Source organism: Amycolatopsis sp. NPDC059235 (assembly GCF_042754125.1).
In the GTDB taxonomy this organism is placed as follows: Bacteria; Actinomycetota; Actinomycetes; order Mycobacteriales; family Pseudonocardiaceae; genus Amycolatopsis; species Amycolatopsis albidoflava.
In genome coordinates this window covers 1-15,267 of record NZ_JBHZAG010000149.1, presented here as the reverse complement: position 1 = coordinate 15,267, position 15,267 = coordinate 1, and the positions used below count along the sequence as shown (strand labels likewise).

The following is a 15,267-nucleotide window of genomic DNA, read 5'->3' as shown; positions in this document are numbered from 1 at the left end:
TAAGATCAGGTGGCGGGGAACTGGGTGCGGTACTGGTGGTTCGGCGGCAAGGGGGTTTTTACGCGGTTTGAGGCCTGGGGCGTGTTTATGCCGGTTCTAACCGGCATAACCACGCACGACCTCCTCCACCGTCTCGCCGCTCTCCCCGCGCACCAACAGCACCAAGCGCGCGGGTACGCCTGCCGCGGCGTAGGCGGCCAACCGGTGATGCCCGTCAAGCACCACGCCCAGCACGAACCGTTCCGGCCACTGGGCGCTGATGTACCGGTCCTCCGCCCAGGCCAGCAGCAACGCCGCCGGACGCTCGCCGCGGGCGATGGCTTCCGCGTACCGGTCGACTGTCACCTGGTCCAGCGCGTCGAGCGGTTGCGACGGAACCACGCTGCCGTACGTCGGCATCTCGCCGGGAATCGCTTGTGGGAGCTGGAAATGCTCGATGCCCGGCCAGTCCGGGTCTCCCTCCCACGCACTGCGCGTCTCGGTTCTGCGCATCGACCACCACGACTGTTCCAGCGTCCGCACGCGTTCCAGCGGCAGATCGGCCAAGAGCATCCGGTAGTGCCCAGTCTCCAGCTCCTGGAGCAGCGGTTCCAGCGCGCGCACTGTCGCGGCGGTGAGTTCGCGGGGCGCAGCAAGGACTTCCCGCACCCGGGCGGCACCGGCCAAGGCTTCAGCGGGACCGAAGCCGAGCAGGCGCAGCGTTGATTCACAGGTCTCGCACCCCGAGCCGACGCCGAATCGCGCCTGATCCCCGACGTACAGGGTCTGATCCCAGCGCGGCCACATCGAGCCCGGCAGCGACGGGTCGAACTCGACGCGCACCCGGGCCCGGCCTTCGTCGACGGAAAACCGCAGCGCGAAAGGAGAATCGACGGCGACGTCCCGCACCTCCGGGACCGGCCCGACGGTCAGGTCGAGCCCTGCCCACACCTGGCGGATGTCGTCCGGCGACGGGAGCAACGGGGACCGCCCGGTGAGCCGGACCAACGCCCGGTGGACGTCCCAGGCATTCTGCTCCGGTCCGTTCGCCAGCCAGTCGAGCAGCACCGGAACCGCGGCCGGATCGCCCATCTCCTCCAGCGCGACAGCCAAGAAGATGTGCTTGAGCCCAGCGACCGCGAAAAGCCGCCGCGCGATCGGCACTGTCCATTCGCGCGCGCCGAGCCGAGCCAGCGCGAGCGCCGCCCGGCCGCACCGGTCGTCGTCTTTCAGCAGCGCACCGAGGGCCTTCGCCCGCCGCCGGTTCCCGGACAGCCCTGCCGCGTCAATGACCGGCGGCTGATATCCCAGTTCCTTGATCAGCTGATCCAGCACGGGCTCGGGCACCGGCAGGCCCCGGTGCACCACCGATGCCAGCAGACTGGCCGTGCGGAGCCGGATCAGCAGGTCGAGCAGGATCGGATCGCCGGCCGCCCCGAGCAAGTCCAGCAGGTACTCGAGGTGTCGCCGCTGGTCGTCGTTCGCCGCCGGGTACAGCTCTCCCGCGCGCGCGGCCAACGCGGCCGGTCCCGAAGGCGGGTCGGCGGCCAAGGCGGCGAGCATCGGATAGTCGGCGGCGAGAAGATCATCCACCCGACGAGCCTACTGCCGCATTCACCCGAATTACGCCAGCAAGAACTCCGCCACCCGCTCTCCCATCAACACCGCGGGCGCGTTCGTGTTGCCGCTGATCACCCGCGGCAGCACCGAAGCGTCCGCGACCCGCAGCCCGGACACCCCGCGCACCGCGAGCGTCGGGTCCGTCACCGCCAGCTCGTCCGTTCCCATCCGGCAGGTGCCTACCTGGTGGTGGTAGGTGATCGCCGTGCGCCGCACGTACTCCCGGACATCCGCCGGTCCCGGGTACAGCTCCCGCGCGCCCCACTCCTCCGCCAACGCCGGGGCTCTGCCGATCAACCGGCACTGCTCCACCGAAGCGACCAGGCTCTCGAAGTCCGCCGGGTGCGCGAGCGCGGCGAGATCGATGAGCGGCATCTCGGCCGGATCCGTGCCGCGCAACCGCAGCGTGCCCCGGCTCTGCGGCGTGATCATGCCCGCCATCAGCGAAAACCCGGTCTCCGGTCCGGTCATCCACGGCTCGTACATCGGCACGCTGAAGTGGATCGGCTGGGTGTCCGGCACCTCGAGGCCCGGGCGACTGCGCCAGAACAGGTGCGTCTGCGTCACCGAAAGGCCGGTCTGCGGCGGCGCGACCTCGCGCCGGTCCGTGGCGAACACGACCGGCGACAGCAGATGGTCGTGCAGGTTCTCGCCGACCCCCGGCAGGTCCGCGACAACGTCCAGGCCCAGCGCGGCGACGTCGTCGGCCGGGCCGATTCCGCTGCGCAGCAGGATCGCCGGGGACGCCAGCGCGCCGGCGGCGAGCACGACCTGGTCGGCGAACAGCGGCTCCAGGTTGCCGTCGATCTCCGCCAGGACACCGATGCAGCGATCGCCCTCGAAGAGCACCCGGTGCACCAGCGCGCCGGTGTGCACGGTCATCTGCTCGGCGACCGGCTCGGCGTAGCAGAGCCAGGTGTTGCGCCGCCGTCCGCCGGCCATGGTGACCTGCTGCACGGAGATGCCGTCGAGCACGCCGCTGTTGTAATTGTCGTTGAACGGCAGGCCGATCTCCTGCGCTGCGTCCACAATGGACTTCTGGATCGGCTGCAGCGGATCGTGCTGTTCCAGGTCGAGCAGGTCGCGTTCGATCCGCTCGTACACCGGGCGCACGTCGTCCCAAGCCCAGCCGGGCAGCTCCCAGCCGTCGTAGTCCGCCGCCGCGCCGCGGACCCAGATCATCGCGTTCAGCGAATGCGAGCCGCCGAGCACCTTGCCGCGCGGCAGGTGCAGCCTGCGGTTCCCGGCGTGCGGCTGCGGCACCGTGTAGTAGCCCCAGTCCTCGGCGGCGTGCCACAGCTCGCCCGCGCGCGACGGGTCGTGGATCGCCGCGTTCGTGTCCGGTCCGCCCGCTTCCAGCAGCGTCACCTTCGCGCCCGCGTCGACCAGCCGCCGGCACACCACCGAGCCCGCCGAGCCCGCACCCACCACGATCACGTCCATGTCCTGATCCTGACCGGTCCCCCGGCTCCGCCCGGCATTGTCTTCACTCGCCGACAACGGGCGTGCCCTCGCGGACAAGACCGCCCGGCCGCCGCGCGCCGATACTCGGAGGCGACCAGAAGATTTGGGACTAGGGAGCGCCATGCCGACACGCCTGTTCATCGACGGTCAGTGGACCGAGGCCGGCGGGGAGCCCATCCCGACCCGCGATCCGGCCACCGGCACGGTTCTCGAAGACGTCGGGACGGCGACCCAGGCCGACGTCGACGCCGCGGTCGCCGCCGCGCGCCGCGCGCTGACCTCGCCGGAGTGGGCCGGGCTCGCGCCGGTGCAGCGCGCGAAACTGCTGTTCCGCCTCGCCGACCTCGTCGAGCAGCACCACGAGGAACTCGCCGCGCTGGAAACCCGCGATCAGGGCCAGCCGATCGGCATCTCACGCCAGGTGAGCGTCACCGGCGCGGCCGAGCACCTGCGGTATTTCGCCGGCTGGGTCACGAAAATCCAGGGCACCACCAACCCGGTTTCGTTCCCGGACACCCTGCACTACACGCGCCGCGAGCCGGTCGGCGTGAACGCGCTGATCACGCCGTGGAACTTCCCGCTGATGATCCTGGTGTGGAAGCTCGCGCCCGCGCTCGCCACCGGAAACACCGTGGTGATCAAGCCGAGCGAGGTCACGCCGCTGACCAGCATCCGGCTGGTGCAGCTGGCCGAGCAGGCCGGCATCCCCGCGGGCGTCGTCAACCTGGTCACCGGCGACGGCCCGGTGGGCGCGATGCTGAGCGCGCACCACGACGTCGACCACGTCTCCTACACCGGCTCCACCGCGGTCGGGAAGCTGATCACCGCGGCGAGCGCGGAGTCCAACCTCAAGCGGCTGACCCTCGAACTCGGCGGCAAGGCCCCGAGCATCATCGCCGCCGACGCCGACCTGGACGCCGCCGTCGCGGGCAACCTCGCCGGCGCGACGCTGAACACCGGCCAGGTCTGCGCGGCGTACACGCGGTTCTACGTCGACCGCAAACGCGAGCAGGAGTTCGTGGAGAAGATGGCCGCCGGGCTCGCCGGGCTGCAGGTCGGTCCCGGCCTGGAGGAGACCACGCAGGTCGGCCCGCTCGTGTCGGACAAGCACCGCAAGCACGTGGCGAAGCTGGTGGCGACCGGCCGTTCCGAAGGCGCGGACCTGGTCACCGGCGGCTCGGAAGTCGACCGCGACGGCTACTTCTACCAGCCGACGCTGTTCGCGGGCGTCACTGACAACATGACGATCATGCGCGAGGAGATCTTCGGCCCGGTGCTGGCGGTGACGCCGTACGACGACCCGGACGAGCTGGTCGCGCGCGCGAACGACACGCAGTACGGCCTCGCCGCGACCGTCTGGACCCGCGACATCCGCACGGCGCAACGCTATGCGGACGGGATCCGCGCGGGGGCGGTGTTCGTGAACATGCCGCCGATCCCGGACATGGCCGCGCCGTGGGGCGGGTACAAGGCATCGGGCTGGGGTCGCGAGATGGGGCCGTGGGCGCTGGACGCGTACACCGAGACGAAGGCGGTTTGGCTGCACTACGGCTACTGAACGCCTTCGGGGCTCGACAGTCTTTCTCCGGCTGTCGAGCCCCGTTCAGCGGGCCAGTTCCGCCAGCGACAGCAGCAGATGCGCCGACTCCGGGTACCAGATGTCCGAATGCGCCCCGGCTGGATTCCACCAGCGCCCGCGCCGGAACCGCCATCCCGACTCGACATTGACGATCCTCCGGTCCATTTCGGACCGTGAGTAGGCCGCGTCCACCTTGTGCAGTACCGTATTCGCGATCTCGCCGACCGGGACTTTCACCCCGGCATTCCCGATCCCCGGCACGCCTTCCGCCAGCCGGTGCCACAATCCGGTGGCCCGGTCGGCGCGGGAACGGGTCAGCACGATCGGCCCGTTGATCGGGGCGTCGCGCAGCACCGGGGCGAACCGGTCGGCGAAGATGTCCGGCCGCGCGGCCATCTGGAACACCAGCAGAGTGTCCACAGTGTACGGATAACGCGGGTCGGCGCGATCCCACCCGAGAACCGGCGGGCCGTCCCCAGCAGCGGCCTGCACCGCTTCCACCGTGAACCGGCCGCCGAAGGAATGGCCGACGCAATGCAGATACTGACCGGTGACAGTCCGCAAACTCGGCGCGCTTCCGGGCAACTGCCGTTCCGCGTTCAGATATCCGAGCAGTTGGCCAAGCGCCCCCGCTGCCCGCCCGTCTGTGGTCATCTTGTGTGCCCGGTCGCGGATCCGCCGGTAGCCGGTCAGGAACGGATTGCTCATCGACGGCCAGCGCACCATGACGTAAAACCCTTGCCACGCACCGAGTCCTTCGTAAGACCCGGCCGCGTAGCGCTCTTCGATCAGCCCGAAGAACTGCCGGGCCCGCCGGTCCGCGGTCTCCCGGTTGTTCTGCCAGCCGTGCACGAACACGACGATGTCGGTCGCCGTCGCCGGGACTTCCAGCCACCGGGCCAGAAACCGCGGCGTCGCCTCGGCGGGCACTGGCCGTCCGGTTTCCGGATCCACGAAATCGCCGTGCTCGTCGAGGTCCAGGATCACCGGTTCGGTCACGGTCGCCCTTCCTGCCACAGATGCACATCGATCCCGCGGTACAGCGAAAACATCAGCCCGAGCGGATTGTGGTGTTCGTCAGCGAACGAGCGCGCCAGCGAGCGCACGATGTCGCCCAGTTTCGCACCCGAATCGATGAACTCGGTGAACAGCCGCTGCGAATACTCGCGCGCGAACGCGGGCGGCAGGTCGATCTGCGGACCGATCAGGCAGCGTCCGCCGTTGCCCAGCAAGGCTTTGCCGAACGCCGAGTAGAACGCCGACGTGACCTGCCCGCCCTGGCACGCCCCGACGTACACGAACGGCCGCGTCGGCAGCGGCGCTTCCGCCAGCCACGCGATCAAATCGGTGCCGTAGATCCGTTCGCCGTCGCCGAGCTTCAGATACGGCTGCTCGACCAGGCCGCCAGAGCCGCTCACCTTGCCGTGACAGCCGAAATACGTGACGTGGTCGGCGAAATCGCGGCTGCGGAAATGCGCGGCGAGCGTTTTCTTGTCGGGCCGCAGCACGACTTCGGCGCGGCCGTGGAAGAAGTCGACCACTGGCGCGATGTAAGGCGTGTCCGGGAATTGCTTGTCGACGCCGTGGTCGACGTTGAGTCCGACGACCGGTTTCCCGCCGTCCACCGTGATCCGCGCGTCGAAGTCGTCGACCCGCGAGAAGGTGTGCTCCACGACGTGCCGATAGCCCCAGAACCCCGCCAGAGACCAGTTTTCGTCGTCCGGGTACTCGTCTGGCCCTCGCGGCGACGTGTACAGCATTCCCCACGGCACGATCAGGCTGTCCGATTCGATGCTGATCACGTTCTCGCCCTCGGCGAGCGCCAATTCCAGCAGCGAACGGATCCGCCGCAGCCCGTCGTCCTGACCGGCGAACAGCAGCCGGTACATCAGGTAGCCGGCCTCGGCGAGCGCGAAACCCGCGCGCCGCAACAGTTCCGGCCGCGCCGCCAGGTCCCAGCCGTCGGCGAACGGATACCGGCGCGGGCCGCGTTCGGTCTGCTCGGCGAGGTCCACAATGTGCCGCTGCCACGTTTCGCGGAGGATGTCGATCCGGGAGTTCAGCTCGCCGAGGCTGTGGGTGATCCGGCCCTGATACCCGCCGCCGCCGTCCTCCGGAAACGCGCTGCCCCAGGCCTGCACGAGAAGCCCTGGCACACCGGGAAATTCGAGGAACCGAAGATTGACCGTCCGCGCCCGGTTGTACGGCGGCACCGCGACGCGACTCAGCCCGGCGGTGTTGTCAACGGTCACCTCGGCGCTCAGCTGACGGGTCATGACGGCACCTCCACCGGCAGCGCGGCCGCGATTTCCAGGAGCAGCTGGGCGTCGTGCTCGCGGTAGATCCGGAACACCAGCCGCAGCGTCCCCGGTTCAGCCGGGACGACCCCGAACGCCGCCGGTTCGCGCAGCCGGTCGCCGGTGATCCAGCCGACCCGCGACACCGGCACAGCCATCCCGGGCGCGGCGTCGAGCAGCACCCGGACGCGCACCACGTCCGACTGTGCGGGCGCGGGTTCCTTGCGCCGCACCGAAACCGCGACTCCTACCAGCTGCCCGACGAGGACCGGCCCGTCGGACTGGCACTCGACGGTCGCCTCGAGCAAACCCGGAGCAGGCGGCGGAGCGTCGTCCGGCGGTCTCGCGCCGATCGCCCGCAGCCCGGCCCAGATGACGCGCTGGGAGTCGAACGGATCCGGCCCCGGGTCCAGGTGATCGGGTCGCACCGGATAGCCGACCCGTCCGGTGCGCCAGGTACCGGGCCGCGGATCAGCCCGCCGGGAATCAACACGCCGCGACTCGACCCGACGAGAATCCACTCGGCGGGAATCCACCCGACGCGACTCGACCCGACGCGACTCGACCCGACGCGAATCCACCCGACGCGACTCGACCCGCGCGCTGAGCACCGCCCCGTCCGCAACCGGATCGGGAGCCAGCAGGTCGGTCTCGTAGGCCTCCCCGACCGGCGGCGGCTCCGGGGCGGCCGGAGCCCGCGTCCGATACCGCGCCGAAATCCGCTCCGACAGAAAGTCTTCCCCGTCCAGCGGCCCGCGGAAACTCACGAGCCCGCTCTCCGCGTCGACGATGTCCACCAGCAACCGCAACCGGCCCAGCACGGCCTCGTTCCCCTGCGCGGTCGCCAAAGCCACCGCCGAGCCCAGCGCGTCCAGCGCGGAGTCCAGATTTCCGTTGCGGTACGCGGAAAGCGCGGCCTCCACCTCGGCCGCGAGACCTGGCGGCCCGGTCGGCGCCGGGGCCGCTTGAGCCGGATCGTCGGTCAGCCGCACGTACACGTGCGCTGCCTCCGACTGCGCGGTGTCCTGTTGCGCCCAGAGCGTGACCAGCACATTCTCTTCTCCGGTCGCCATTCTCGACGGCACGAGAAAGCTCAGCGCGTAACTCCTGGTTTCCCCCGCCGTCCACTGACCGAGGTCGAGCACCGAATCGCTGATTCGCCGCTGTGGCAACGGCATCAGCGTTTCCGCCGGCGTCGTCTGGCCGACCCAGTACAGCACGCACCCCGGCAGCTCTCGCACGAACAGCCGCATCGAACCGCCGCCGGAGCCCGCCGTGACCACGACCTGCACAGTCGTGGTCGAAGCGTGCCGCGGCAGGTAGTCCGGGTGGTGCACCACGATGGTCGGCTGCCAGGCAGGACGCGGTTCGGGAACCTTGGCCTGACGCACCCGGCGGGCATGCTCCCGCAGCATCGACCACGCCCGATTCGAATGCGTCCGGTAAATCTGCGCCAGGTCGTTCCGCACCTGGCGAAGGTCAGGCAGCCGGGCAGCAGCCGAAGGTTTCCCCGGGGCCAGCCGCAGCAGCACTTCCCCGACCACCGCGGTGAGCCGGTCTTGTTCGTCCTCGCCCAGATCCAGTTCGCCGAGCCGGGACCACGCAGCGGCGGCTTCGTCCACACTGGACAGTTCGGTGGCGAGCGCCCGCACCGCGCCGGCCCGGGCCGCCGTGCTGGCGGGCACCTCGTCCAAAACCGCTGCCGCGCCGACACGATCGCCGCCCCGGAGCCGGATCCGGGCAAGCCCGAACGCCGCGGCGACCATGGCCCGGTCGCAGGCCCACACCGCCTCGTAGTAGCGCGCCGCGGCCTCGGCCGAGCCCCGCAGTTCCGCGCAGAAGCCCAAGGCCAGCAACGGTGCCAGCTCGCCCGGCAGCTGACTCGCGCACTCCCGGTACTGGCTCTCCGCGTCGTCCAGCATTCCCGCGTCCAGCAACACCCCAGCACCTCGCCAGGTTTCCCCGACCTCCTCGGACCCGGTGAAAATGGCGATGGGCAAGGCCTCCCGGACGTCGTCGAGCCGCAGCGCGTCGTCGGCGCGCAACGGCGGTTCCGAAGCCCAGGCCTCCCACTCCGGCACTCCGAGCCCCGCCGCGGCGAGCCCGCGAGGATTGCCGAACTGCCGGGACGCCGCCGGACGCGGCACGCGAGTGCGCTGGCTGAGCAACTGCCGCAGCACCCCGCGCAGCTGCTCGGCCATGTCGTGGGCGGTCGCGAACCGGTCGGCGTAATCCGCGGTCGCCCGGTCGATCAGCGCCCGCAGCATCTCTGTTCCGACGCTGTCGTCGAGGGAACAGGCACGCAGCAGCTCCTCCAGGGTGCGGCCGAGCGAATAGAGATCCGAACGGACGCTGACGCCGTCGCGGTCCAGCTCGGACCGCGACGGCTGATACGCCGGGGTGGCGACGAGCACGCTGTCCCGGTCGTCCCGCCGCCGCATCGAGCCAAGATCGACGAGCGTGATCCGATCGCCGTCCTGCAGCACGTTGTCCGGTTTCACATCGACGTACAGCAGCCCTCGCTGGTGCAGGTACCCGAGCGCCTCCAGCAGCTGCAGCCCGTACGCGGCGACGTGCTCCGGGCGCAGCCGTTTCGCGCGGCGGGCCACCGTCCGCAGCGAAATCCCGCGCACGTATTCCATCACCAGGTACCCGATCGGCCTGCCGGTTTCCGGGTCCGGGTCTTCGACGTGCGCGAGGGTGCGGACGACGTTCGGATGGTCCAGTCCCAGCAACTGCGGGACGATGGCGGATTGCGCGGCGGCCAGCGCGCCGTCGCGGTCCCGTTCGCCGATCAAGCCTTTGAGCACCACGAACCGGCCGCCGTCGGCCTCGTCGCGGGCGAGATAGATCCAGCTGAAGCCGCCGTGCGCGATGCAGCCGACGACCGAGTAGCGACCGGCGACGACCATGCCGGGCTCCAGCGACGGCAGGAAGCTGAACGGCGTGCCGCACTGCACGCAGAAGCCGCGCTTCCGGCCGATCCGCGCGCCCTCGCCGCGGCCCACCGGATTGCCGCATTCCACGCAGAACCGGTGCCGCTCCGGCAGCGCCGAGTCGGGGAGGACGGCGTCGTACGGGTCGGGCAAGGTCGCTTTCGGCAGCGCGACCCGCAGGTCCCCGGTGTCCGGCGGCGGCACGCTGCCGGTGCGGACGAGGAGTTCGTCGAGCCGGTCCTCGATCACCGAATCGTCGGTCACCCATTCGCGCAGCTGCGGGAAGTACGCCAGCACGGTGTCCGCCGGAACCAGCCGCACCGCGTGGTCGACCACCACGATGCCGAGCAGCCGCCCGGTGCGGCTGTCGAACACCGGACAGCCGGACAGGTCCGGGTCGACGCGGCCCTCCAGCACTGTGAGCGGGACCCGCTCGCCGTCCGGCACCCCGGTGGTGGCGCGCACCCAGATGCCGTAGCCGAGGCGGAGGGGAAGGCTGTGGATCCGGACTTCCCGCCCGGATTCGACCTTGCGCCGGAGCAGGGCGCCGCGGCGCACCGGAGTCTCCAGTTCGAGCAGCGCCAGGTCGCCGCGCGCGCCCGCGAGCGGCGGGACCAACCCGGCCAGCGACGCGGACCCCGCCGATCCGACCCGGAAAACGGTTTCGTCGCGGGCCGCCCGGGAGCAGGTCAGGACATACCGGTCGCCGATCAGCACGCCCGCGCCGAGGAGGCGGCCGTCGGCAGCGTGGATCCGCGTCTGCCCCGTATTCCACCCCAGATCAGCGGCCACGAGGTAAAACCTTACCCGGCGACGGCCGCCGGATCGTTCAGTTCGGGCAAAGCCGTCCGGTCACTCGGCGCGACGGGTTGCCCTCCCCGAATGGACGTATCGCGCGCGGCCGGAGCCGTCGTCGCCGAGGAAGACCAGGGGCAGGTGGATCCCGCCCTGTGCCTCGCGGAGGATCAACGTGTCGCCTTCGAGGAAGACGAGTTCGGATTTGCTGGCGGAACTCAATTCCGCGGCTGTCCCTTTAGGACGTTGCTCCAGCCAGACCCGGCCGTCGTCGTCCTGGGAGACCACAAGATCGGCGACTGTACTCGCATAGGTGCCGAGATACCGATCCGCGGCGAACGCTTCCGGCTCGGCCGGCGGACGCGGCTGCAACGACACTTCGACGCCCCCGAATTCCTTGAGCAGCGCGGGAACGAGACCGGCGTACAGGCTCATCGCGTCGCCGCCATTGGTCAGCAACGCCACCGCGAGGTCGCTTTCGGGCACCAGCCGGAGGAACGCCGCCTGGCCGATCGTGTTGCCGTCGTGGCCGTAGACCTGGCCGCTCGGGGTGTCGAACAGCTCCCAGCCGAGACCCCAGGCGTCGCCCATGATGCCCAGCGGCGGGAGGTCGACCTGCCGCTGCAACATCGCCGCGGCGCTCTTCGCGCTCAACACTTCGGCACCGCCCGCGAGGTGCATGCGAGCGAAAGCGAGCAGATCCGCCGCGGACATCGCGAGCGACGAACCGGCCGGGCCGTTGGAGCGCAGCATCGACCAGAACGGCGCAGGCACGAGGTCAGCGCCCGGCTCGGGTTCGAGATGCCCGATCGCGGCGCGGTAACGGATCGCGTCGAGGGCGTTCGGGGAAAACTGCTGGAGCTTGAGAGGTTCGGCGAGGTACTCGCGCAGGCAATCCTCGTAATGCTTGCCGCGCAACACTTCCACCAGCCGCCCGAGGACGACGTACCCGGCGTTGTTGTAAGAGAACAGCTCCCCGGGCGGGAAAAGCTGGGCGACGCCGTCGAGAGTCGCGACGAATTTCTCGACCGCGTCGTCGCCGGGCCCGGTGTCGGTGAAGAGGTCGCCCTCGAATCCGGCGGTGTGGCTGAGCAACTGGCGCACGGTGATGGCCGCGTCGCCCAGCTTGAGGTCGGGCAGGTACTGCCGGATCGGGGCGTCGAGGTCGGCCAGGCCCTCGTCCACGAGCTGCAGGACGAGGGTCGCTGTCCAGACCTTGGTGATCGAGCCGATTTGGAATACCGAATCGGTCGTGGCGGTGACGCCGGTGCCGAGATTGAGCACCCCGGCGGCCGCGGTGGCCGTCTCCTCGCCGACGGCCACCGCGATGACCGCGGCGGGGACCTGGTGGTGTTCCAGCAGCGCGGGGAGGTCCTGCTCCAGCCGCCTGCGGAGAGCGTCGAGCTTGTCCATCCCGGGAAGCTATCGCTCCGCTGCGGCGAAAACTTCGTCTCCCGCTACGGAAAAACCGGCGGCATGCTGGAGCAGCGGACGAACTGCTCAGACGAGCACTTCGCCGTCCCGGGCCACGACCCGGCCACCCGCGATCACCAGCGAACGCACCGGCACCCGCATCAACGCATCCGGCACATTCTCCGCCGCCACCAACACCACGTCCGCCCGGCAACCCGGTGCCAGATCATGCCGCCCACGACCCACAAACGACCCCGCACGACGCGTCGCCAGCTCCACCGCCGCCACCAGATCCTCGTCCTTCCGCAGCCCGTGCAACCGGGCGAAGCCGAGCGCGATCTGCAGCACGTCGCCGTCACCGTACGGGGACCACAGGTCGCGGATTCCGTCCGTGCCGAGGCCGACCGGGACCTCGCGCGCGGACAGCTCGGTCCACGGCAGGGGGGCCGTCCGCACCGGAGCGACGGTTGCCAGCGAGATGCCCGCTTCGGTGATCCGGTCGAGCAACGCCGCCTGCCGCGCCGGGGGAACCTCGCCAAGCGCGAAGCCGTGCGACACGGTGACCTTGCCCTGCAGTCCGGTGCGCACCGTCCGGTCGGCGATCAGCTCGTACTGGAACGCGCCCAGCTCGCCGCCGTCGTGCAGGTGGATGTCGAGGCCGACGCCGCGTCGCTCGGCGATCTCGAACAGTCCGTCGAGCTGGCCGACCGGATCGCGGTCGATGCCCGCCGGGTCGAGGCCGCCGATCCAGCCGGCGCCCGCCGCCGCGGCCTCGTCGAGCAGCTTGAGCACGCCGGGCCGGCGCAGCACGCCGTCCTGCGGGAAGGCCACGATCTCGACCTCCACCGCGCCGCCCAGCCGCTGCGCGGCGTCCCGCACGATCTCAATACCGCGCAGGCCGAGCCCCAGGTCGACGTCCACGTGGCTGCGCGCCGCGGTGGTGCCGTGGCGCAGGAACTCGCGCAGCACCGTCTCGGCGACCTCGACGCTCGGGATCCCCAGCTTGTCCCGCTCGGCGCGCTCGTGCGCGATGCGGCCTTCGGTGCTCGCGACGCCGCCGTAGGAGACCCACGGCTTGCCCCACCAGCTCTTGTCGACGTGCGCGTGCGAGTTGACGAACCCGGGCAGCGCGAGCAGGCCCGCGCCGTCGATCTGTTCGCCTTCGACCGGGGCCGAACCGGCGGGCCGGACGTCGGAGATGCGGTCGCCGTCGAGGACGATGTCGGCCAGGTCGCCGCCCCACGGGCGCACGCCGGTCACAGTGAGAGAAGCCATGATAATGGTATACCAAATTATCGGGCCGCTGTCCCGCGAGCCTGGCCCTGACACTCCCAGGACCGAGGGGTACTGGCCGCGCCGCGCCCTCGGCAGCACCATGGACGGCAGCCGCGACGGCACCGGCGCGGCGAGAAAGAAGGGCGGAACATTGACCGACAACCTCCCCGGCGGGACGTTCACGTTGGCCGGGCGCACCGTCGCCCGCCTGGGATACGGCGCGATGCAGCTGGCCGGCCCCGGCGTCTTCGGGCCGCCGAACGACCGCGACGAGGCGCTCGCGGTGCTGCGCACGGCCGTTGAGCTGGGCGTGAACCACATCGACACCGCTGACTTCTACGGGCCGTACGTGACGAACGAACTGCTCCGCGAAGCGCTCGCGCCGTATGACGGGCTGCAGATCGTCACCAAGGTCGGCGCGGTGCGCGACGACCAGGGCGGCTGGATCCACGAGCGCTCGCCCGAGCAGCTGCGCGACCAGGTGGAGTCGAATCTGCGGAACCTCGGCGTCGAGGCGCTCGACGTGGTGAACCTGCGCGTCGGCGGCGGCGAGGACGGACACTCGCCGGTGCCGGGTTCGCTGGCCGAACCGTTCGGCGCGCTCGCCGAACTGCGCCAGGAAGGCAAGATCAAGGAACTCGGCGTGAGCGTGGTCGACGCCGAGCAGGTGGCCGAGGCGCAGTCGATCGCGCCGGTGGTCACCGTGCAGAACTGGTACAACGTGGCGCACCGCGGGGACGAGAAACTGATCGAATCCCTTGCCGCCCAAGGGATTTCCTACGTCCCGTTCTGGCCGCTCGGCGGGTTCAGCCCGCTGCAGTCCTCGACGCTGGACGACGTCGCCGCTCGGCTCGGCGCGAGCCCGAAGGCGGTCGCGCTGGCCTGGCTGCTGCACCAGTCGCCGAACATCCTGCTGATCCCCGGCACGTCGTCGGTCGCACACCTGCGGGAAAACGTCGCGGCGGCCGACCTGGAACTGCCCGCGGACGCCTTGGCCGAATTGGACACTATCGCCGGATAACGGCGGATCGGGGTGATGATTGTCCACCGGCGTCGACAATCATCACCCCGAATCGCGGCGGAAAACTCGCCCGGAGTATCCGGTGAACGGACGGCGAATTCCCCTCCGCTGCCGTGCAATTCACCGACGAACGACGGTGCAGCGAAAGTCCCGGCGAGATTAGCGTGGCCGGTGGCAATTTCCGCCACGCTAAGGAGAACACGCGCCGATGAACGTCAAGAGCGCCTGCGCCGCGATTCTCGCCGTCGCCGGGCTGATCGCCGCCCCGGCCACCGCGTCGGCCGCGGTGGCCGACCTGCCCAGCTACGAACAATGGCAGTCCGACGTGCGCGAAGCCGTCGACCCGGCCATTCCGTGGCTGACCGACCGGGTCGCGCAAGGCGGGTCCAAGCTGGCGATCGTGCTGGACATCGACAACACGTCGCTGGAAACCGAATACCATCCCGGCGAACCGAACAAACCGGTTCTCGCGGTCGCCCAATGGGCGGGCCAGCACCACGTGTCCGTCCTGTTCGTGACGGCGCGGACCAGTTCGTCCTCGGCGCGCAAGCAGTTGAGCAGCGCGGGCTACCCGATCGACGCGATCTGCACCCGCGAATCCGGCGAAGGCACCGCGGAGGGCAAGCAGCGCTGCCGCGCCGACCTGACCCAGCAGGGCTACACGATCACGGCGAACATCGGCAACCGGTCCACCGACCTCGAGGGCGGAGACTACGAAAAGGGCTTCAAACTGCCGGACTACGACGGCCAGCTTTCCTGACTCGCGAGTGGCGGGGGGGGGGGGGGGCGGCCCCCCCCCCCCCCCCCCACAAACGCCCCCCCCCACCCCCCCCCCCCCCCCCGCGCGGAAAAAAAAAAAACACAAACGGCGAGAGGGGGGGGGGTGTG

Annotated in this window: 10 protein-coding genes; 3 read left to right on the top strand and 7 right to left on the bottom strand. The window is 70.3% G+C overall.

Translation table 11 applies throughout. The annotated features are described in order from the left end of the window. Positions 1-96 precede the first annotated feature (96 nt). Positions 97-1,572: a hypothetical protein gene (locus tag ACFXI3_RS45355; protein ID WP_378408282.1), complete on the bottom strand. Its 1,476-nt coding sequence runs from the start codon at positions 1,570-1,572 to the stop codon at positions 97-99. Positions 1,573-1,602: 30 nt separating this feature from the next. After that, complete coding sequence (locus ACFXI3_RS45350; protein ID WP_378408280.1) at positions 1,603-3,042, bottom strand: GMC family oxidoreductase; 1,440 nt, start codon at positions 3,040-3,042, stop codon at positions 1,603-1,605. A 142-nt stretch (positions 3,043-3,184) separates the two neighbouring features. Here ACFXI3_RS45350 and ACFXI3_RS45345 point away from each other — a divergent pair, with 142 nt between their 5' ends. Next, complete coding sequence (locus ACFXI3_RS45345) at positions 3,185-4,621, top strand: aldehyde dehydrogenase family protein (protein ID WP_378408278.1); 1,437 nt, start codon at positions 3,185-3,187, stop codon at positions 4,619-4,621. A 45-nt stretch (positions 4,622-4,666) separates the two neighbouring features. Here the strand turns inward: ACFXI3_RS45345 and ACFXI3_RS45340 are convergent, their stop codons facing one another. From ACFXI3_RS45340 to ACFXI3_RS45320, 5 genes are all read right to left on the bottom strand, one after another. Beyond that, positions 4,667-5,641 carry a hypothetical protein gene (locus ACFXI3_RS45340; RefSeq protein WP_378408276.1) on the bottom strand — a complete coding sequence of 325 codons (975 nt, stop codon included), beginning with the start codon at positions 5,639-5,641 and terminating at the stop codon, positions 4,667-4,669. Continuing rightward, positions 5,638-6,918, bottom strand: coding sequence for a hypothetical protein (locus ACFXI3_RS45335; RefSeq protein WP_378408274.1), 1,281 nt, complete (start codon positions 6,916-6,918; stop codon positions 5,638-5,640). Before ACFXI3_RS45335 ends, ACFXI3_RS45340 begins: the two co-directional genes overlap by 4 nt. Continuing rightward, positions 6,915-10,667 (bottom strand): tetratricopeptide repeat protein, encoded by a 3,753-nt coding sequence (locus ACFXI3_RS45330; protein ID WP_378408273.1) that lies wholly within the window; start codon positions 10,665-10,667, stop codon positions 6,915-6,917. Before ACFXI3_RS45330 ends, ACFXI3_RS45335 begins: the two co-directional genes overlap by 4 nt. 60 nt (positions 10,668-10,727) lie before the next feature. Continuing rightward, a complete protein-coding gene (locus ACFXI3_RS45325) occupies positions 10,728-12,083 on the bottom strand; it encodes a serine hydrolase domain-containing protein (RefSeq protein ID WP_378408271.1) in 1,356 nt (451 codons plus the stop codon). An 87-nt stretch (positions 12,084-12,170) separates the two neighbouring features. Next, entirely contained in the window at positions 12,171-13,358 is a 1,188-nt protein-coding gene (locus tag ACFXI3_RS45320) for an amidohydrolase (RefSeq protein ID WP_378408269.1), read from the bottom strand. Positions 13,359-13,509: 151 nt separating this feature from the next. Here ACFXI3_RS45320 and ACFXI3_RS45315 point away from each other — a divergent pair, with 151 nt between their 5' ends. Together ACFXI3_RS45315 and ACFXI3_RS45310 are read left to right on the top strand one after the other, a co-directional pair. After that, on the top strand, positions 13,510-14,379 hold the full coding sequence (locus ACFXI3_RS45315) for an oxidoreductase (RefSeq protein WP_378408284.1): 870 nt from the start codon (positions 13,510-13,512) through the stop codon (positions 14,377-14,379). 208 nt (positions 14,380-14,587) lie between these two features. After that, positions 14,588-15,139: an HAD family acid phosphatase gene (locus ACFXI3_RS45310; RefSeq protein ID WP_378408267.1), complete on the top strand. Its 552-nt coding sequence runs from the start codon at positions 14,588-14,590 to the stop codon at positions 15,137-15,139. Positions 15,140-15,267 lie beyond the last annotated feature (128 nt).